Below are 19,241 nucleotides of genomic sequence, written 5' to 3'. Positions count from 1 at the left end.
GACGTGTGAGTACTCGGGACCGGATCCTGGACGCGGCGGCGCGGGTGTTGCGTACCAAGGGGTTGGCGCGGGCCACCACCAAGGAGATCGCCAAGGCGGCCGAGTTGTCCGAGGCGGCGCTGTACAAGCACTTCGCGGGCAAGACCGAGCTGTTCCTGGCGGTGCTGGGTGAGCGGGTGCCCGGCGAGCTGCTGGTCAGGGTGGCCGCACTGCCGGGGCGGGTGGGCGTCGGCGAGGTGCGGGACACGCTGGTGGAGCTGACCAGGGCGATGCTGGTGTTCTACGCGGAGACCTTCCCGATGGCGGCCTCGTTGTTCGCCGAGCCGGAGTTGTTCGCCGCGCACCGCGCCGCGCTGCGGGAGCGGGGCACCGGGCCGCAGATCGCCGGGCAGGCGGTGGCCGGGTACCTCGCCGCCGAGCAGCGCGGCGGGCGGTTGGCGGACGGGGTGGATCCGGTGGGCGCGGCGGAGTTGCTGACCGGGGCCTGCGTGCAGCACGCCTTCCTCGGGCACTTCGTCGAGCACACCGAATCGCTCGATCAGGTGGCTGCGCGGTTGGTGGGAACTTTGCTGGCCGGGCTGGGGAAGTGAGCGGTCAGCGGGCCGGGGTGTCGGCGAGGTCGTGGGCGGCGATGTAGCCGAAGGTCATGGCGGGGCCGAGGGTGGAGCCCGCGCCGGCGTAACTGCGGCCCATCACCGCGCTGGTGCAGTTGCCGGAGGCCCACAGGCCGGGGATGACCGAGCCGTCCGGGCGCAGCACCCGGGAGCGGGCGTCGGTGCGCATGCCGCCCTTGGTGCCCAGGTCGCCGGGGACGATCTTCATCGCGTAGAAGGGGCCCTGGCTGATGGGGGCCAGGCAGGCGTTGGGGGTGTTGGTGGGGTCGGCGTAGTAGTGGTCGTAGGCGCTGTCGCCGCGTTTGAAGTCCAGGTCGCGGCCCGCGCGGGCGAAGCCGTTGAAGCGGTCGACCGTTTCGCGCAGCAGCACCGGCTGGATGCCGATCCGGGCGGCCAGTGACTCGATGCTGTCCGCCTTGGCCATCGCGCCGCTGTCGAACCAGGCCTGCGGCAGCGGCAGCAGGGGCGCGATGTCCTTGAACAGGTAGCGGTTGCGGTACTGCTGGTCGGTGATCAGCCAGGCCGGGATGTGCGAGGCGCCGGGCTGGTCCTTCTCGTACATCACGTGCACGACGTCGCTGTAGGGCGCGGCCTCGTTGACGAACCGCTTTCCCGCGCCGTTGACCAGGATGCAGCCGGGCAGGGTGCGCTCGGACAGGCAGAAGTACGGGCCCTCCGGCAGCGGGATCGCCGGGCCCCACCAGGCGTCGTCGAGCAGGTCGGTGGCCGCGCCGATGCGTTGGCCCGCCTCGATTCCGGCGCCGGTGTTGGCCTTCGCGCCGACCGACCAGGAGGTGCCGATCGGCTCCTCCTGGTACTCCTTGCGCATCCGTTCGTTGTGCTCGAAGCCGCCGGAGCCGACGATCACCCCGCGCCTGGCCCTGACCTGGATCTGGGCGCCGTTCTGTTGCGCGATGACGCCGGTGACCCGGCCGTTCTCCACCAGCAGGTCCACCAGCGGGGTGTTCAGCCAGACCGGGACCCCGGCGGTCATCAGGCCGGCCCGCAGCCCACCGGCCAGCGCGCCGCCCATGGTCAGCGGTTTCTGGCCGGCCAGCCCGGCCGCGATGCCGCGGGCGACCATGGTGCTGGCGGTGGCCACGCCGCGTGGGTGGCGGGCGATGAGGGTGAGCCACTTGTAGTCCACGCCGTAGACGACGGTGGCAGGCGGCGTTGCCATGTAAGGCGGATTGAGGTTGGCCAGCTCCGCGCCCAGGATCCGGCCGTCGATCATCTGCGGTTCGATCGAGCGGCCGGCCGGGATCCCGCCGGGGAACTCCGGGTAGTAGTCGGAGTAGCCCTCCATCCAGGTGAACTTCAGCGGGCTGTTGCGCTGCAGGAAGGAGAGCATCGCCGGGCCGTTGGACAGGTAGGCCCGCTGGCGCTCGATCGGGATGTCGCCGACCACGTGCGCGAGGTAGGTGGCGGCCTTCTCCGGTGTGTCCGGCACGCCAGCGGCCAGCAGCACCTCGTTGTTCGGGATCCAGATCGCCGCCCCCGAGCGGGCCATCGACCCGCCGAAGACCGCCGCCTTCTCCAGCACGACGGTCCGCAACCCCCGCTTGGCCGCGGTGAGGGCCGCGGTCATCCCCGCGGCTCCGGCACCGACCACCACCACGTCGAATTCCGCCATCGCCGCCCTCCGTTGGGTCGGGGGATAATGTGAAACAGGTTATAGTTTTGGCGGGTGTCTGTGTTCTGCCAAAAGAAGGAAGTTGTCCGACTGAAGGTAGAACGTGTTCAACTGAGTGGCAGGACAGTCACGGTGCCGCGGGTGGTGTCCGGGATGAGCAGCCGCTTGCCGCGCTCGTCCAGCAGGAAGTCGGCGGTGCCGCCCGAGCCCAGGCCGGAGAGCAGGAGTTTCGGGTTCTCGCCGTCGCGGTCGACCCGCCACACCGCGCCCTGGTCGAAGCTGGAGACGTAGATGGTGCCGTCGCCCGCCTGCTCGATGCCGTCGGCGGCGCGGAAGCCGGTGGCCAGGATGTGCTGGCGGCCGGTGCGCAGGTCGATCTCGGTCAGGTTGCCGTAGAAGAACTCGGCGGCGAGCAGGGTGCCGGGGCGGTTGCCGACGGTGATGCCGTTGTGGATCAGGGTGCGGCGGGACGGCGCGGCGGCCTCGGTGACCTTGCCGGACAGCGAGATCCGGTAGACCCTGGCGCGGGCCGGGATGTCCAGCGCCTGCGGGCTGTCCACCGGCCAGAGGGCGCCGTTGGGGTCGCGCATCTTCTCCCTGGCGCCCATCTCGGTGACGTAGACGGCCTGGCCGCCCGGCTCGGCGACGGCGTCGTTGAGGGCGGCCACCGGGTGCGGGAAGGCGGTGGACTCGGCCAGCACGCGCTTGGCGCCGGTGTGGTCGATCTGCCACACCCGGGTGAAGTCGGTGGCGATCAGGAACTTTCCGGTGAAGGCCAGGCCGCGGGGGTTGTCCAGGCCGGTGGCGAAGGTGCTGACCTGGCCGGTGGCCGGGTCGAGGGTGCGGATCTCACCGTCGTTGCGGCCGGGGGTGGCCTCGCCCTGGACGGAGACGTGGACGCGGCCGTGCCAGGCTTGGACAGCGCTTTCCGGGCGGGGGCCGATGGGCCAGGTGACCGGGGCGGAGGGGGAGTCGGGGGAGGCGAGGGTGGCTGGGGCCGCTGGGGTGGCCGGGCTCGCCGGGTTGGCCAGGGTGGCTGGGGCGTGCGGGGCGGCGAGGGTGGCTGGGGCGGGTGGGCTCGTGGGGGCTTCCGGGGCGGCGGAAACGGCGGTCGCGGTGGCCGTGAGCAGCAGCGTGGTGGCCAGGGCCAGTGCGGCAGGTCGTCTCATGGCCAGCATCCTTTCCGGCTGGTTCAGACCACGCCAGAGCCGGAAGTCCACTTCCGAGGCCGTCAGGAAACGGTCAGGCTACGGTCTGTCGGGAGTCAGGGTGATGGGTTGTCGTGACAGCCTTGACCGGTGTCGACGACGGGAAGCGGTGGCGGGGAGATGCGCCTGGACGCGATGGCCGCGACCGCGGGCACCAAGGTGCTCGTGGTCGACGACGAGCCCTACATAACCGAGCTGCTCGCCACCACGCTGCGGCTGGCCGGGTACGACGTGCTCACCGCGGGCAGCGGGGCCGAGGCGGTGCGGGCCGCGGCGAGCGGCAACCCCGAACTGCTGATCCTGGACATCATGCTGCCCGACACCGACGGTTTCGAGCTGTGCCGACGGCTGCGGCTGGACCGGCCTCGGCTGCCCGTGGTGTTCCTGACCGCGCGCGATTCCACCGAGGACAAGGTGCGTGGGCTGACCCTCGGCGGCGACGACTACGTGACCAAACCCTTCAGCGTGGCCGAGGTGCTGGCCAGGGTGCAGGCCGTGCTGCGGCGCACCCAGGGCGGGCCGGAGGAGTCCTCGGCGCTGCGCTGCGGGGACCTGGTGCTGGATGAGGAGGCGCACGAGGTGCACCGGGCCGGGCGGCAGCTGGAGCTGTCCCCGACCGAGTACAAACTGCTGCGCTACCTGCTGGTCAACGCGGGCCGGGTGGTGTCAAAGGCGCAGATCCTGGACCACGTGTGGCAGTACGACTTCGGCGGGGACGCGGCCGTGGTGGAGAAGTTCATCTCCCGGCTGCGGCACAAGGTCGACGCCGAGGGGTCGCCGCTGATCCACACCGTCCGCGGCTTCGGCTACACGCTGCGCCCGGCCAAGGGCTGACGGCGTGGCCTGGCGGTTCGCCTCGATGCGTGGGCGGTTGCTGGCCGGCACCATCCTGCTGGCCACCATCGGCATCGTGGTGGTGGACGCGGCCGCCTACATCGGGCTCCAGCACTACCTGCAGGTGCGGGTGGACCAGGCGTTGCGGGTGGTGGAGCTGCGGGTCAAGCAGATCGACAAGGACCACCGGGAGCTGACCAGGGAGGCCGTCGAGGCGATGGGCGCGCTCGGGCCGAGCGGCAGCTACTTCGCCCTGGTCGACGGCGCCGGGCAGGTGATCAGGGAGGTCCAGCCGGACGGCCCCAGCGGCCCGCCGGAACCGGCGCCCGACCTCTCCGACGCCCAGCGCAGGACCCCCGGCGGCGAGCCGTACACCGTGCTGGCCAAGGGGAATCCCGATCTGGAGTACCGCACGCTGGTCGTCGCGCTGACCCAGCCGCTGAGCACCCCCAGCGGCCGTCTCGCGCACAACGTGGTGGTGGCCACCTCGTTGCGCCCCAACGCCGACACCCTCGCCGGGCTGGCCGGCGTCGGCCTGATCGCCACCCTCGGCACCGTCGGCATGCTCGCGCTGCTGTCCCTGTGCGTGCTCTGGGTCGGGTTGAAACCGTTGCGGGACATGGCCGCCAACGCCACCGCCATCGCCGCGGGCGATCACAGCAGGCGGATCGGGGTGACCGGTGGCAACACCGAGGTGGACCAGCTCGCGCACGCGGTCAACCTGGCCTTCGACGCCCGGCAGCGCTCCGAGGAACGGCTGCGCAGCTTCATCGCCGACGCCTCGCACGAGCTGCGCACCCCGCTGACCACCATCCGCGGCTGGGCCGACCTCTACCTGCAGGGCGTGGACGATCCGCAGGTGGTCGAGCTGGCGATGACCCGGATCGAGGACGAGGCCACCCGGATGCACTCGCTGGTCGAGGAGCTGCTGCTGCTCGCCCGGCTGGACCAGGGCCGTCCGCTGGTGGCCGAACCGGTCGACCTGGGCGTGCTGGCCGGGGACGCGGTGGCCGACGCGATGGTGGTCGACGGCGAACGTGAGATCACCCTGGCCATCACCACGGTGAACGCGGTGGTGCGCGGGGATGCCAACCGGCTGCGCCAGGTGCTGCGCAACCTGATCGGCAACGCCCTGCAACACACCCCGGCCGGCAGTCCGGTGCACGTGGCGGTGCGCGGGGTCGGCGCGGGCGGGGTGGGCGTGGTCGTCGCCGACGAGGGGCCTGGGCTCTCGCCCGACCAGCTCGGCCGGGTCTTCGAGCGGTTCTACCGTGGGGATTCCTCCCGTGGCCGGGGCGGGGCCGGGCTGGGGCTGAGCATCGTGCGCGCGATCAGCGAGGCGCACGGCGGTTCGGTCTGGGTGGACTCGCAGCCGGGGCAGGGCGCGGCCTTCACCGTGGTCATCCCGCGCGGAGAACCCGACGTCAGCAAACTGTCAGGTGACATTCGGTGAACCGGCAGGTGGTCCTGGTCACCTGGAGTCGTTCCCACGAGGAGGGCTCCCGCGATGACCGAGACCATGGCCGCACCGCCGTTCCCCATGCAGCGGCAGTGTCCCTTCCACCCGCCACAGGAGATCAGTGACCTGCGCGACAGCGCGGCGCCGATCTCCCGGATGACCTTTCCCAGCGGTGACGAGGGCTGGCTGCTGACCCGGCACACCGACATCCGGTCCGTGCTCACCGACTCCCGGTTCACCGTCCGCAACCGCCGGTTCCTCTTCGCCAAGAACCAGCAGGACCCGCCGCCGATGCGCCGGGGCATGCTGCTGAGCATGGACGCGCCGGAGCACCCGGCCTACCGCAAGCTGCTGACCAGGGAGTTCACTGTCCGGCGGATGCAGCACCTGCGGCCGCGGATCCAGCAGATCGTGGACGAGCACCTGGACGCGATGGCGGCCAAGGGCGGGGTGGTCGACCTGGTGGAGGAGCTGGCGCTGCCGGTGCCCTCGCTGGTGATCTGCGAGCTGCTCGGCGTGCCGTACGCCGACCGGGACCACTTCCAGTCCGTCACCGTGGACCTGCTCCGCCTGGACACCCCGCCGGAGCGCAGGCTGGCGGCGGTGGAGGAGTTCAACCAGTACCTGGCGGTGCTGGTGCGCACCAAGCGGCTGGACCCCGGCGAGGACCTGCTGTCGGACCTGATCGCGCGCGCGGACGCCGGTGAGGAGCTGATCGACGACGAGGTGCTGGTCAGCTTCGCCTTCCTGCTGCTCGTGGCCGGGCACGAGACCACCGCGAACATGATCGGCCTGAGCACCGCGGTGCTGCTGGAGAACCCGGACCAGCTCGACCTGCTCAAGAACAAGCCGGAGCTGGCAGACAAGGCGGTCGAGGAGCTGCTGCGCTACCTGACCATCATCCACCTTGGCCTGCAGCGCAGTGCCCTGGAGGACGTGGAGATCGGCGGCCACCTGATCAAGGCGGGCGAGATCGTGGCGCTGCACGTCTCCGGGGCCAACTTCGACCCGGCGCTGCTGGAGGACGCCGAGCGGCTGGACATCACCCGCCAGCCGGTGGCGCACCTGACCTTCGGCTTCGGCCCGCACCAGTGCCTGGGCCAGCAGCTGGCCCGGATGGAACTCAGGGTGGTGTTCAGCACGTTGTTCGAGCGGTTCCCCACGCTGGAACTGGCCGCGCCGCTGGCGGAGATCCCGTTCCGCTCGGACATGGCCATCTACGGCGTGCACAAGCTGCCCGTGCGCTGGTGAGAGAGGAGTTCGGCCGATGAAGGTGCTGATCGACCAGGACCGCTGCTGCGGCGCGGGCTCCTGCGTGCTGGCCGCGCCGGAGGTGTTCGACCAGCGGGAGGAGGACGGCATCGTCGCGTTGCTGGACCCGACTCCCGATGAATCCCAGCGGGCCCTGGTGGATGATGCGGTCAGCCGCTGTCCCGCGGCCGCGATCTCAGTAGTGGAGTAGACACGGTGTTGCGTCAGGTCGTCGTGGTGGGTGCCTCGGCCGCTGGGTTGACCACGGTGGAGGCCCTGCGCAGGGGCGGGTTCGAGGGCAAGGTCATGCTGGTCGGCGCTGAGCCGCACCTGCCGTATGACCGCCCACCGCTGTCCAAGCAGGTGCTGGCCGGGGACTGGGCGCCCGAACGGGCCCGGTTGCGGGCCGAGGACCACCTCGACGGCCTGGACGTGGAGCTGGTGCTGGGCAACGCCGCCACCAGCCTGGACCCGGTGCGTGCCCGGGTGGAGCTGGCCGACGGCAGCGGGGTGGACTACGACGCGCTGGTGATCGCCACCGGCGTGTCCGCCCGCACCCTGCCCAGCGCCGAGGGCCTGGCCGGGGTGCACGTGCTGCGCACCCTGGACGACGCGCTCGCGCTGCGCGCCGAACTGCTGACCGGCCCGAGGGTGGTCGTGGTCGGCGCCGGGCTGATCGGCTGCGAGGTGGCCGCCACCGCGCGCAAGCTCGGCGCCGAGGTGACCATCGTGGAACCCCTGGAAGCACCGATGGTGCGGGTGATGGGCGCGCGGATCGGCGGGCTGATCAGCCAGGTGCACGCCGACCACGGGGTGCCGGTGCGCACCGGGGTCGGCGTGGCCAGCCTGGCCGGTTCGATGGGCCGGGTCACCGCGGTGCTGCTGGCCGATGGCACCAAGCTGCCCGCGGACGTGGTGGTGCTGGGCATCGGCGCCAACCCGGCGGTGGGCTGGTTGCAGGGCAGTGGGCTCAACATCAGCGCGGCCGGGGTCGAGTGCGATGCCACCTGCCAGGCCGTGCCTGGGGTGTACGCCGCGGGTGACGTGGCGAGCTGGACCCACGAGGGCCTTGGCGCCCAGCTGCGGCTGGAACACCGGACCAACGCGACCGAACAGGGCATCGCGGTGGCCAAGAACCTGTTGGCCGGACCGGACAACGCCCAGCCGTACCTGCCGCTGCCCTACTTCTGGACCGACCAGTACGACCTCAAGATCCAGGGCTTCGGCCTGCCGGCCGCGCAGGACGAGGTCGAGGTGGTGGAGGGCGATCTGGAGTCGCGCAAGTTCGTGGCGCTGTACCGCCGCGCCGGTCGGGTGACCGGCGCGGTCGGCTGGAACAGCGCTCGGGCCATGCGGCCCTACCGGCAGCAGGTCATCGACGGGATGACGCCTGCCGGAGCCTGACCTGGGTCAGCTGATCGGGAAGTTGCGGGTGCGGTCGCTCTGGCTCATCTGGAGCCGGTCGCCCCAGGAGGACAGCTGGCTGCCGTCGGAGAACACCAGGTCCACCCGGAAGTTGAAGCGCCAGGTGTCGTTGCCGTTCGGGTCGATGCGCAGGTGCAGGTTGCCGCCCTGCAGCAGCTCCCAGCGGCTCGGGTTGTGGATGTACATGCCGAACGGCCCGTTGTCGCTGTGGTCGTCGAAGTCGCCGAAGGCGTTGGCCACCCTGGCCGCGGTGGTGCCGTTGCGGTCGACGGCGGTCACCGTGATGTGGGTGTCGTGGTCCTTGTCCTCGTCGTTGGTGTGGAAGAAGACGGTGGCCCTGGTCAGGTGGGCGCCGGGGGCCGGGAGCTGACCGGCGAAGGAGGCGGCGTCCAAGGTGATCGACTTGGCCGGGATCGGGGTCGGCGAGGCCATCGCGGCCGGGGTGACGACCAGGGTGGCGACGGCGGCGGTGAGCGCGGCCAGCTTGGACAGGTTTCGCAAGGTGGTTCCCCCTGAACTCGGGTTGGATTCGGTAGGGCCAGCCAAGCGCCGGGGGCGGTTCGGATGCTTCGGTACAACTACGTACGCGGGTGCGTTCGCACTAAAGTGAGTGCTGGCCGTACGCCCGAACGGGCACACCCGGATAGAGAACATTGACGCAGCGCCCGTTGCTCCAGGTGCACCAGTACGGTCCTGCACCGGGGTCACCGGGTCTTGAGCGCTGGGGGATGCTGTGCCACAGGTCCGAGTGCAGCCGGGCCGGTCCGCTTTTGTCGGCCGGGAACGGGAACTCGCCGAACTCGTGTCCATTGTGGACGGACCACCGTCGGCGCGGTTCCGGTTCGTGCAGATCGTCGGCGAGCCGGGCATCGGCAAGAGCAGGCTGCTCGCCGAACTCGCCGACGCGGCCAGGGACAAGGGCCAGGAGGTGCTGCTCGGCCGGGCCTCGGAGTTCGAGACCTGCCGGCCCTTCGGTGTGTTCGCCGACGCCCTCGACGACCACTTCGCCGCGCTCGGCCCGGCCTGGTACGAGCGGCTGGGCGCGGTCACGGTGGCCCGCTGCGCCGCGGTGTTCCCGGCCTTCGGCGCGGTGAGTCAGGACAACCTCGGCGCGGAACGCCATGTGCTGCACCGCGCGGTGCGGGCCGCGCTGGAGGCGGTGGTCGGCAGGGCCGGGCTGGTGGTGGTGCTGGACGACCTGCACTGGGCCGATGTCGCCTCGCTGGAACTGCTGGACCACCTGGTGCGCAGGCCGGGCCGGGGCAGGCTGACCTTCGTGGTCGCGCACCGGCCGCGGCAGCTCTCGGTGGCCGGGCACACCATGCTGGCCAGGGCGATGAGCGACGGCCACGGGCACCGGCTGGAACTGGGTCCGCTCAGCCAGGAGGCCACCGCGCTGCTGCTCGGCGCCGAGGCGGGCAAGGCCAGGGTGGCCGGACTGCACCGGGCCAGCCAGGGCAACCCGTTCTACCTGCAGGCGCTGGCCACCGTGACCGATCCGGTGCTGTGGCAGCAAACCCCGGCCGAGCTGAGCGAGGAACTGCCCGCGCACGTGCGGGCCGCGCTGCTGTCCGAAGTGGACAGACTGAGTCCGCTGGCCCGGCTGGTGGTGCGTGGTGCGGCGGTGGCCGGTGAGCCGGTGGACGCCGAACTGGTCGCGGTCACCAGCGTGCTGCCGGTGACCCAGGTCCGTGCCGCGCTGGACGAGGCGCTGGCCGCGGACGTCTTCCGCGGCGGCACCGGCGCCCGCGCGGTGGAGTTCCGGCATCCGCTGCTGCGGCACCTGGTCTACGACGCGTCCCCGCTGAGCTGGCGGGACGGCGCGCACCGCAGGCTGGCCGAGGTGCTGCACCGGCGCGGCGCGGCCCCGGAGGCGCGGGCCAGGCACCTGGAGCTGACCGCCCGGCCCGGCGACACCGCGGCGGTGGAGGTGCTGGTCGAGGCGGCCCGCCGGGTCCGCTTCCGGGCGCCTGCCACCGCGGCCCGCTGGCTGGCCGCCGCGCTCGGCCTGGTGCCCGCGGTGTCCACAGAGGACCGGGTGGAACTCCAGGTCGAACTGGCCGACGCGCTCACCGCGGCCGGGCGCACCGAGGAGGGCGTGGAGGTGCTGCGCAGGCTCATCCGCGGCCGCAGACCGGGTAACTCGCCCGCGCAGACCCGCGCGGTGGTGCTGTGGTCCACGATCGAGCGCTGGCTGAGCCAGTTCCGCGCGGTCGCACCGGTGCTGCGGGCCGAACTGGCCACGGTGGACGAGTCCGACCCGGTCACCGCGGCCACCCTGCACCACGAGCTGGCCTACGTCGAGCACGCGCTGGGCAACCAGGAGGTGGCCGAGGCGCACGCCACCGCGGTGGCCCGCACACCCCCGGTGCCGGAGGTGCGCGGCCTGCAGGCCAGCGCCTGCGGACTGTTGTCCTACAACCGGTTCCAGCAGCGCGACATCCCGGCCGCGGCGGAGTGGATCGACCGCTCCATCGCCGATTTCGACGCGCTCACCGACGAGGAGCTGGCCCAGCACCTGCTCGCGATCGAGCACAGCCACTGGGCCGGGCTGTTCCAGGGCCGCTATCCGGACACGGTGCGGCAGGCCAGGCGGATCCTGGCGCTGGCCGGTGGTTCCGGGCATCACCTGGTGGTGCTGCGCAGCCAGCTGCGCGCGGCCACCGCGCTGTACATGCTGGGCGAGCTGGTCGAGGCCGAGCAGTTCGCCGAGGAGGCCATCGAGGTCGCCACCCTGGTCGGCCAGCCCTTCGAGCTGGCCCTGAGCCTGTTGCTGACCAGCGAGATCGCCGGGGACCGGGGTGATCTGGACCGGTCGGTGCGACTGGCCGAGGAGGTGGTGGAGCTGGCCCGCAAGCACGAGCTGCGCTCGATGGGGCCTGCGGTGTTCCAGCTCGCCGAGGCCCGCCGGATCTCCGGCAGGCCGGTGGACCTGGCCGCCGACTTCGCCGAGCTGAGCTACGAGCACCCGTCCCGGCGGGTGTGGGAACTGCCGAGCTTCCAGCTGGAGCAGCTGGTCGCGCACGCCACCGCGCTCGGCGATTTCCACTACGCCGAGCAGGCGCTCAAGCACTGCCAGGGCCTGGCGCACGAGCTGTTGCGCGGCTCCACCGGCCACGCCCTGCTGTCGGAGGCCCTGTTTCTGTTGGCCCGCAAGGAATCCGATCGCGCGGCCGAACTCGCCCGCGCCGCGATGACCAGCTTCGCCGCCGATGGCCTGCCGTTCAACGTGGGCAAGGCGCACTTCACCCTGGGCGCGGCACTGGCCGAGGCGGGTCAGCGGGCCCAGGCGCTGGCCGAGCTGGACCGGGCGATCGTGCTGTTCACCGAATGCGGCGCGGGCCGCTGGGTCGAGCAGACCGTGAAGCTGCAACGCAAACAGGGCCGCCGGGTGCCCAAGGCCGCGCCACGGGTGTCGCCGGGTGAGCTGACCGTGCGGGAGACCGAGATCGCCGAGCTGATCAGCCAGGGCTTCCCGAACAAGGCGATCGCGGAACGCCTGGTGCTCAGCGAGCGCACGGTGACCACGCACGTGTCCAACATCCTGGCCAAGACCGGGCTGACCTCGCGCACCGCGCTGGCGGCGCACGTGCTGCGCGCCGCCAACGGGGAGTGAGCGGGTCAGCTCAGCCGGATGCCCACCGCCCAGGCGGTCAGCGCGGCAGGCGAGGCCCCGCCGTGGTCCTTGCTCGCGCCCCGGTAGCCACGCGAGCTGCCAGCCACCGGCTCCAGCTTCCACAGCAGGTTGCCAACGCCCTGCCAGTGCACCTCGGCGCCACCGCCGGTCAGCGCGAAGCCCTCGGCCACGTTCGCGGTCGCCTCCGGCTGGTTGGTGAAGGCGGAACCGCCGGGCAGCACACTGCCGGCGACCCGGCCGACCGGCAGGTTCCGGTTGAGGTAGACGCCATAGGCGACCAGCCTGGCCGGATCGCCCTGGTTGTGGTCCTTGCCGCGGGCCTTCCAGGTCTCGCCGCCGGTCGGGAAGGAGGCGGTGGCCAGGTTGCCGGCGCCGGTCCACTGGATGGTGAAGCCGCCGCCGAGCAGCGCCCAGGAGTCCGCGCCGGGGTTGGGCGCCTCGGCCTCCGGGTGCGCGGACACCGCGCTGGTGGCCTCGGTGACCTTCAGCTGCGCGCGCAGTTGGTCCGCGCTCATCCCGGCGATCTTCAGCCCGATCACGTAGCCGCGCAGGCCGTGCGGCTGGCCGGCGTGGTGGTCCTTCGAACTGGCCGCCCAGCCGGTGAACCCCGGCAGCGGGTAGGAGGCGGTGAGCAGCGCGCCGTTGCCCTGGTTCGTCGCGACCGCACCGCCGCCGACGGCGACCATGTCCGCGTCCGGGATGGTGACCCGGTGGTCCCTGGTGTGCGCGGCCACCGCGCCCACCCGTTCGTACACGGTCACGGTGACCTTGCCGGAGGCGTCCCGGTAGGTGTTGACCGGCGTGCCCGCGTCCGAGGGCTCGGCGGTGGCGCTGACCTGGGCGCCCGCCGCCAGCAGACAGACCGCGGTCAGCGCGGTGAGCAGGATCTTGTTCGGCTTGCGCACGGGTTGCCCTTCGGTGGTCACGGGTGACCGCGCCAGCAAACCGGGTTCGGCGGACTCAGCGGGTCGTAGGAAGTGCGTATGACCGTTTGTCTGCCCTAAAGGACTCCCGGCCCCGGTGTGTCCACTCGATACGGTGGGGGTGAGGGGGAGTCATGTCTTGGGTAGGACGTTCCGGCGAGCTGGACGAACTGGTTGCCTTCCTTGGCGCACAACGAACCCGGGCGGTCCGGTTCGCGCAGGTGAGCGGCGATCCGTGGCTGGGCAAGACCGCGCTGCTCAACCGGGCCCGCCAGGCGGTGCCGGAGCTGGCGTTCGCCACCGATCTGCGGGACGGGCTGGCCGGGGCGCCGGTGGTGCTGCTGGACGATCTGCACCTGGCCGGTCCGGACACCTTCGCCTTGCTGGACAAGCTGATCCATACTCCCGGCCGGTTGCGGCTGACCGTGCTGCTCGGCTACCGGCCACGGCAGCTCGCGCCGGAGGTGCAGGCGTTGCTGGACGAGGTCGACGGGCTCCGGGTGGCGCTGGGACCGTTGTCACCGGCCGAGTGCGGTGAGTTGGTGGGCTCGGCCAGTCCGGCCCGGCTGGCCGAGCTGCACGCGGCCAGTGGCGGGAATCCCTGCTACCTCAGGGCGTTGGCCGAGGGACCCGCCGCCGGTGTGCGGGCCGCGCTGCTGTCCGAAGTGGACAGGCTGGGGGAGACCGGCGTGCTGGTGCTGCGGGCGGCCGCGGTCATCGGCGAGGCCATCACCGCGGACCTGGTCGCGCCGGCCGGTGACTGCCTGCCCGCTCGGGTGCGGCAGGCGCTGGACGCCGCCGTGGCCGCGGATCTGTTGCGGGAGAACGGGGCGGTGCTGGAGTTCCGGCATCCGGTGGTGCGGCGGCTGGTGTACGGCTCGGCCCCGCACAGCTGGCGGATCGAGGCGCACCGCAGGGTGGCCGCGGTGCTGCTGGCCCAGCGGGCGCCCGCGCCGGAACGGGCCCGGCAGCTGGAGTTCGCGGCCCGGCCTGGTGACCGGGGCGCGGCCGAGGTGCTGGTGCGGGCCGCGCGCGAGGTGCGGGGCCGGGAACCGGCCACCGCGGCCCGGTGGCTGACCGCGGCGCAGCGGGTCTGCCCGGCGCTGGACGTGCGGCTGGAACTGGCCGACGTGCTCATCGCGGCCGGGCGCACCGAGCAGGGCATGGGGCTGTTCCAGGAGGTGGTGGGCTCGGCTGGGCCGATCGCGGCCAGGGCGGTGATCCGGTACTCGGCGGTGGAGCGGATGTTCGGGCGCAACCTGACCGCGCGGGCGGTGCTGCGCCGGGTGCTGGACACCTGGCCGGACGGCGATCCGGCGGAACTGGCCGCGGTGCGCGCGGAACTGGCCTACGCCCTGCACAACACCGGGGACCCCGAGGGCGCGGTCGAGCTGGCCGGGCAGGTGCTCGGCACGCCGTTGCCCAGACCGGCCACGCTGATCCACGCGGCCTGCCACTCGCTGCTGGCCTACCACCACTGGACCGCGGGCGCGATCGAGGCCGCCAAGGACGCGGTCGAGCAGAGCATCGTGCTGGTGGACGAGGCCACCACGGCCGAACTGGCCGACTGGCTGCTGATCGCCGAGCAGTGCGTGGGCATCGTGCTGCACCTGGGCCGGTTCGCCGACGCGCGCAGGCTGGGCGAGCGGATGCACCAGGTGGCCAGGGACACCGGGCAGCGGCTGGTGCTGATGCGCGGGCACCTGCGCTCGGCCTTCGGCCAGGTGCTCGCCGGGGAGTGGGCGCTGGCCGAGGTCAACCTGGCCGAGGCGGCCGAGCTGGCCGGGCGGATCGGCAGGCCGCCGGTGCTGGCCTACGCGCTGATGCTGCGTGGTTACCTGGCCGGGGAACGCGGTGACCTGGTCGCCGCGCTGGGCTTCGCCGAGCAGGCCGAGGAGCTGGCCCCGGCCGGTGATCACCCGTGGTGGGCCCAGGTGCGCTGGCAGCTGGCCGAGGCGCGCCGGGCGATGGACCTGCCGGTGCCCGCGGACTTCCTGGCCGAGGTGCGGGACAACCTGCTGGCCCCGCACCTGGAGCAGCTCACCGAGAGCGCGCTGCGCCGCGGCGATCCGGTCGAGGCCGCGGACTGGGCCCGCCGCTGCCGGGCCGCCGCGAACGAACCGGGCGCACTGGCCTACGCCCTGCTGGCCGAGGCGCGGCTGCTGCTGGCCGGTGGCGAACGGAGTGCGGCGGCACGACTGGCCGGGGAGGCGGTGCAGGGGTTCGCCCGCACCCCGTTGCGGCCGGGGCTGGCCAGGGCGCACCTGGTCGCGGGCATGGCGCTGGCCGGTCTCGGCGAGCGGGCCGCCGCGCTGGGCGAGCTGGAGCGGGCCAGCGAGTTGTTCGCCGCCTGCGGGGCGAACCGGTTGCTGGAGCAGACCATCCGGGTGCAGCGCGGACTCGGCCGCCGGGTGTCCAGGGCGGCGGGCCGGGTGGCGCCGGGCGAGCTGACCGCGCGGGAGCACCAGGTCGCCGGGCTGGTCAGCCAGGGCTGCACGAACCGGACCATCGCGGACCGGCTGGCGCTGAGCGAGCGCACGGTGACCACGCACGTGTCCAACATCCTGGCCAAGACCGGCCTGCCCTCACGCACCGCGCTGGCCGCGCACCTGCTCAGGGGTTGAACGGGTCCTCCGGCCATTTGTGCTTCGGGTAGCGCCCGCGCAGTTCGGCCCGGACCTGCGGATATCCGTTGCGCCAGAAGGATTCCAGGTCACTGGTGACCGCGGCCGGGCGACCGGCCGGGGAGAGCAGGTGCAGCAGCACCGGCACCCGGCCGTCGGCGATCCGCGGGGTGCTGGTCCAGCCGAATGCCTGCTGCACCTTGACCGGCAGCACCGGGGTCGCCTCGCCGTAGTCCAGCCGGGCGCGGTTGCCCGAGGGCAGCGCGATCCGTTCCGGGGCCAGCTCGTCCAGCCGCCCGGCCACCGGCCAGGGCAGCAACCGGCGCAGCGCGTGCCCGGCGTCCACCTTGGCCAGGTCGGCCCGCCGCCGCGCGCTGGTCAGCTCCGGGCCGAGCCAGCTGTCCAGTCCGGCCAGCAGGACTTCCTCGTCCATCGCGGGCCACGGTTCGCCGAGGACCTGGTGCAGGAAGGCCAGCCGCTGCCGCAGCCCGCGGGAATCGGGCGTCCAGCGCAGCAGGCCCAGCCCCTCCTTGCGCAACCCCTCGGTCAGCGCCGCCTGCACCGCGGCCCGGTCCGGCTCGCGCAATGGCTTGTCCGACAGGGTGATCGCGCCCAGCCGCCGCACCCGCCTGGCCACCACATCGCCGTCCGCCCAGCCGATCTCGTCCACAGTGGACAGCAGACTCGCCCCGGCCGAGGTGGCGAGGGCCTCATCGGCCACCGCGGCCAGCCGGATCCGTCCGTGCGTGCGGCCAGGTTCCCGGTCGGCCACCGCCACCGCCAGCCACTCCGCCTCGCCCAGCCCGTCGCCGTCCCCGCGCAGCTCCACCGCGGTGCCCCCGGCCATCAGGTACACCCCGGTCTGCCCGGACCGCTTGCGCGCCAACCGTTCCGGATAGGCCAGCGCCGCGATCAACGCGGGATCGTCCTTGCCGCCAGGGGTTTCCGGCAGCGAGCGGGCCAGCCGGTCCGCCTCCCGCCGCCACCGGCTGCTCGCCGGTCCACGTTCGTTCCGCAGCCGTCGCAGGGAGGCGGTCAGGTCCGCCGAGGCGGCCAGGGTGTCGTCGTCGAGCACCGCGACCACCTCCGCCGCCCGTCGCGACCCGACCCGCCGCGAACCGTCCACCAGGGCCCTGGCGAAACGCGGATGTGTGCCCAGCTCGGCCAGTTCCCGGCCGCGGGCGGTGAGTTCGCCATCGGCGTCCAGCGCGCCCAGCGCGTGCAGCACGGTCCGGCCCGCGGCCAGCGCACCGGCCGGGGGCTGGTCCCACCAGGACAGCGCGGAGCCGTCCGGCGTGCCCCACACGGCCAGTTCGAGGGCCAGCCGGGTCAGGTCGGCCAGCCGGATCTCCGGTTCGGGATAACGCGGCAGCGCGGACTGCTCGTGCTCGGGCCAGCAGCGGTAGACCCGGCCCGGCGCCTCCCGCCCGGCCCGGCCGGCGCGCTGTTCGGCCACTGCCGCGGACACCCTGGTGGTCACCAGCCCTGACATCCCGCGCCGATGGTCCACAGTGGACACCCGGGCCAGCCCGGCGTCCACCACCGCGCGCACCCCCGGCACAGTCAGGCTGGACTCGGCCACCGCGGTGGCCAGCACCACCCGCCGCCGCGGCCCCGGCCGCAACGCCGCGTCCTGCGCGGCCGAGGACAGCCTGCCGTGCAGCGGCAGCACGTCCGCGTCCAGCCCGGACAGCGCCGCGGCCACCCGGTTGATCTCGCCGACCCCCGGCAGGAAGGCCAGCACGTCCCCGTCGCCCTCGGCCAGCGCCACCCGCACCGCCTGCGCCACCGCCTGCTCGATCCGCTGCCCGCGCACCGGCGGCAGATACCGCGTCTGCGTGGGGAAGGTCCGCGCGTCCACCCGGATCACCGGCGCGTCCCCGAGCAGCCCGGCCACCTGCTCGGCGGCCACCGTGGCCGAGGTGGCCAGCAACCGCAGGTCCTCGCGCAGTCCGGCCCGCGCGTCCAGCAGCAGCGCGAGCAGCAGATCAGCGTCCAGGTGCCGCTCATGGCATTCGTCCAGCACCACGATGTCCACAGTGGACAGTTCGGGGTCGTTCTGCAGCCGCCGCACCAGCAGCCCGGAGGTCACCACCTCGATCCGGGTGCGCGCCGAGCGCTTGCGGTCCCCGCGCACCGCGTAGCCCACCGTCTCCCCGACCGGCTCGCCGAGCAGCTGGGCCATCCGGGCCGCGGCCGCCCGCGCGGCCAGCCGCCGCGGTTCGGCCACCACGACCCTGGCCCCGTCCGCGGCCAGCGCGAGCGGCACCAGGGTGGTCTTGCCGGTGCCCGGCGGCGCGACCAGCACCGCGGCCCCATGCGCGGTCAGCGTCGCGACGATCTCCGGCAGCGCCGGGCGAACCGGCAGGTCGGGCAGCTCCACAAGGGCACAGTCTGCCCTGGCACACTCGGCCGCATGAGCGCACTGGGCCGGATCGGCGCCGGACTGGCGATCGGGGTGGCCGCACTGGCGGTGGGCCGGATCGCCAACTACGCGCGGGTCATCCGCAAGGTCGCCCCGCTGCCAGTCGAGCCGCTGGACCGCCCGGCCGAGGTGGCCGTGATCATCCCGGCCAGGGACGAGCAGCACACCATCGGCCGAGGGGTGGCCGCACTGCGTGCCCAGCACCACCCGGACCTGCGGATCGTGGTGGTCGACGACGCCTCCACCGACCGCACCGCGGCGATCGTCGCCGCCCAGGCCGCGCAGGACCAGCGGGTCACCCTGGTCCGCGGTGAGGGCCCGCCGCCGGGCTGGTCCGGCAAGGTGGCCGCGATGGCCGCCGGGGTGCGTGCCGCGGGTGAGCCGGAGTGGCTGCTGTTCATGGACGCCGACGGCGTGGCCGGACCGGACCTGCTCGGCCGCCTGCTGGCCGCCGCCGAGTCGAGTGGCGCCGACCTGGTGTCCAGCCCCGGCGGGATGCGCCGTGGCGCGGGCGCCGGCCTGCTCGCGCCCGCGGCCACGGTGGCCATGTTCGAGGTCATCCCGCCCAACAGCGACACCAGGCGGGTGCTCGCCATCGGCCAGTGCCTGCTGCTGCGCCGCACCGCCTACGACCGCATCGGCGGCTGGTCCGCGCTGGCCGGGTCCACCGCGGACGACGTCGACCTGGGCACCAGGGTCCGGGACACTGGCGGGCGGGTGCTGATCGTGGACGCCACCGCCGAGCTGGTCGCCCAGGGCCACGACGGGTTCGGCCAGCTCTGGCGCTCGCTGCGGAAGAGCTTCGTGGTCGGCAGCGGCGGCAGTGTGCCGGTGCTGGCCGCCGGGGCCGTGGTGAGCCTGGTCTTCGGCCTCACCCCGCCGATCGCGGCGGTCACCGGCCTGCTGCGCCGCGACCGGCGGATCGCGCTGGCCGGGCTGCTCGGCTGGGCCGCGCAGAGTTACGGGCACCTGATCTTCGCCCGGTTCTTCGGCCAGCCCGTCGCGCCCGCGGTGCTCGCGCCGCTGTCCTGGGCCGCGCTGGGCAGCACGCTGGCCGCAGGCGTCGGTCAGGTGCTGCGCGGCACCGCGACCTGGCGCGGCCGCTCCGTCACCGGCTGAGAGCAACCGAATCCGTTGCGTGACAAGGAATAACCCTTTGCCGAGATCGCTTATCCTCTGAGCGCTTAGTTAGTGACGCTAACGAAGAT

14 protein-coding genes are annotated in these 19,241 nt (G+C 73.0%); 9 read left to right on the top strand and 5 right to left on the bottom strand.

Annotated elements, in window-relative coordinates:
- Window positions 1-5 precede the first annotated feature (5 nt).
- Window positions 6-590, top strand: a complete 585-nt coding sequence (locus HNR67_RS43195) for a TetR/AcrR family transcriptional regulator (protein WP_312989454.1) — start codon at window positions 6-8, stop codon at window positions 588-590.
- 4 nt (window positions 591-594) lie between these two features.
- Here the strand turns inward: HNR67_RS43195 and kstD are convergent, their stop codons facing one another.
- Together kstD and HNR67_RS43185 are read right to left on the bottom strand one after the other, a co-directional pair.
- Window positions 595-2,247 (bottom strand): 3-oxosteroid 1-dehydrogenase, encoded by a 1,653-nt coding sequence (gene kstD / locus HNR67_RS43190; protein WP_185009819.1) that lies wholly within the window; start codon window positions 2,245-2,247, stop codon window positions 595-597.
- Between the two features lie 107 nt (window positions 2,248-2,354).
- The gene (locus tag HNR67_RS43185; RefSeq protein ID WP_185009817.1) at window positions 2,355-3,416 is read right to left on the bottom strand and encodes an SMP-30/gluconolactonase/LRE family protein; all 1,062 of its coding nucleotides are present in this window, start codon (window positions 3,414-3,416) and stop codon (window positions 2,355-2,357) included.
- Window positions 3,417-3,575: 159 nt separating this feature from the next.
- Here HNR67_RS43185 and HNR67_RS43180 point away from each other — a divergent pair, with 159 nt between their 5' ends.
- Genes HNR67_RS43180 through HNR67_RS43160 form a run of 5 tightly spaced genes read left to right on the top strand, consistent with a single transcriptional unit; the run spans window position 3,576 to window position 8,403 of the window.
- A complete protein-coding gene (locus HNR67_RS43180) occupies window positions 3,576-4,289 on the top strand; it encodes a response regulator transcription factor (protein ID WP_407645194.1) in 714 nt (237 codons plus the stop codon).
- Window positions 4,290-4,293: 4 nt separating this feature from the next.
- Window positions 4,294-5,742: a sensor histidine kinase gene (locus HNR67_RS46585; protein ID WP_185009815.1), complete on the top strand. Its 1,449-nt coding sequence runs from the start codon at window positions 4,294-4,296 to the stop codon at window positions 5,740-5,742.
- A 54-nt stretch (window positions 5,743-5,796) separates the two neighbouring features.
- The gene (locus HNR67_RS43170; RefSeq protein WP_185009813.1) at window positions 5,797-6,999 is read left to right on the top strand and encodes a cytochrome P450; all 1,203 of its coding nucleotides are present in this window, start codon (window positions 5,797-5,799) and stop codon (window positions 6,997-6,999) included.
- Window positions 7,000-7,015: 16 nt separating this feature from the next.
- Window positions 7,016-7,210 (top strand): ferredoxin, encoded by a 195-nt coding sequence (locus HNR67_RS43165; protein ID WP_185009811.1) that lies wholly within the window; start codon window positions 7,016-7,018, stop codon window positions 7,208-7,210.
- Between the two features lie 5 nt (window positions 7,211-7,215).
- Window positions 7,216-8,403, top strand: coding sequence for an NAD(P)/FAD-dependent oxidoreductase (locus HNR67_RS43160; RefSeq protein ID WP_312989450.1), 1,188 nt, complete (start codon window positions 7,216-7,218; stop codon window positions 8,401-8,403).
- 6 nt (window positions 8,404-8,409) lie between these two features.
- Here the strand turns inward: HNR67_RS43160 and HNR67_RS43155 are convergent, their stop codons facing one another.
- Window positions 8,410-8,925 carry a hypothetical protein gene (locus HNR67_RS43155; RefSeq protein ID WP_185009809.1) on the bottom strand — a complete coding sequence of 172 codons (516 nt, stop codon included), beginning with the start codon at window positions 8,923-8,925 and terminating at the stop codon, window positions 8,410-8,412.
- A 232-nt stretch (window positions 8,926-9,157) separates the two neighbouring features.
- Between HNR67_RS43155 and HNR67_RS43150 the strand changes: the two genes are divergently transcribed.
- Window positions 9,158-12,040 (top strand): helix-turn-helix transcriptional regulator, encoded by a 2,883-nt coding sequence (locus HNR67_RS43150; RefSeq protein WP_185009807.1) that lies wholly within the window; start codon window positions 9,158-9,160, stop codon window positions 12,038-12,040.
- A gap of 5 nt (window positions 12,041-12,045) precedes the next feature.
- Here HNR67_RS43150 and HNR67_RS43145 read toward each other — a convergent pair whose 3' ends face one another.
- Window positions 12,046-12,966: a hypothetical protein gene (locus tag HNR67_RS43145; RefSeq protein WP_185009805.1), complete on the bottom strand. Its 921-nt coding sequence runs from the start codon at window positions 12,964-12,966 to the stop codon at window positions 12,046-12,048.
- A 152-nt stretch (window positions 12,967-13,118) separates the two neighbouring features.
- Between HNR67_RS43145 and HNR67_RS43140 the strand changes: the two genes are divergently transcribed.
- On the top strand, window positions 13,119-15,608 hold the full coding sequence (locus HNR67_RS43140; protein ID WP_185009803.1) for a LuxR C-terminal-related transcriptional regulator: 2,490 nt from the start codon (window positions 13,119-13,121) through the stop codon (window positions 15,606-15,608).
- Here HNR67_RS43140 and hrpB read toward each other — a convergent pair.
- Window positions 15,598-17,991 carry an ATP-dependent helicase HrpB gene (gene hrpB / locus HNR67_RS43135; protein ID WP_185009801.1) on the bottom strand — a complete coding sequence of 798 codons (2,394 nt, stop codon included), beginning with the start codon at window positions 17,989-17,991 and terminating at the stop codon, window positions 15,598-15,600. The genes HNR67_RS43140 and hrpB overlap by 11 nt on opposite strands.
- Window positions 17,992-18,024: 33 nt before the next feature.
- On the opposite strand from hrpB, the gene HNR67_RS43130 reads away from it, so the two are divergent.
- A complete protein-coding gene (locus HNR67_RS43130) occupies window positions 18,025-19,152 on the top strand; it encodes a glycosyltransferase (RefSeq protein WP_185009799.1) in 1,128 nt (375 codons plus the stop codon).
- Window positions 19,153-19,241: the final 89 nt, after the last annotated feature.

The organism is Crossiella cryophila, assembly GCF_014204915.1.
In the GTDB taxonomy this organism is placed as follows: Bacteria; Actinomycetota; Actinomycetes; order Mycobacteriales; family Pseudonocardiaceae; genus Crossiella; species Crossiella cryophila.
The sequence above is the reverse complement of the archived record's forward strand: the minus strand, read 5'-3'. Positions and strand labels throughout refer to the sequence as shown.

What these genes read in the sequence shown, in the direction of transcription:
- HNR67_RS43140 (WP_185009803.1), top strand. Translation starts at nt 13,119, where the DNA reads ATGTCTTGGGTAGGACGTTCCGGCGAGCTGGACGAACTGGTTGCCTTC.
- HNR67_RS43130 (WP_185009799.1), top strand. Translation starts at nt 18,025, where the DNA reads ATGAGCGCACTGGGCCGGATCGGCGCCGGACTGGCGATCGGGGTGGCC.
- HNR67_RS43165 (WP_185009811.1), top strand. Translation starts at nt 7,016, where the DNA reads ATGAAGGTGCTGATCGACCAGGACCGCTGCTGCGGCGCGGGCTCCTGC.
- HNR67_RS43170 (WP_185009813.1), top strand. Translation starts at nt 5,797, where the DNA reads ATGACCGAGACCATGGCCGCACCGCCGTTCCCCATGCAGCGGCAGTGT.
- kstD (WP_185009819.1), bottom strand. Translation starts at nt 2,247, where the DNA reads ATGGCGGAATTCGACGTGGTGGTGGTCGGTGCCGGAGCCGCGGGGATG.
- HNR67_RS43180 (WP_407645194.1), top strand. Translation starts at nt 3,576, where the DNA reads ATGCGCCTGGACGCGATGGCCGCGACCGCGGGCACCAAGGTGCTCGTG.
- HNR67_RS43185 (WP_185009817.1), bottom strand. Translation starts at nt 3,416, where the DNA reads ATGAGACGACCTGCCGCACTGGCCCTGGCCACCACGCTGCTGCTCACG.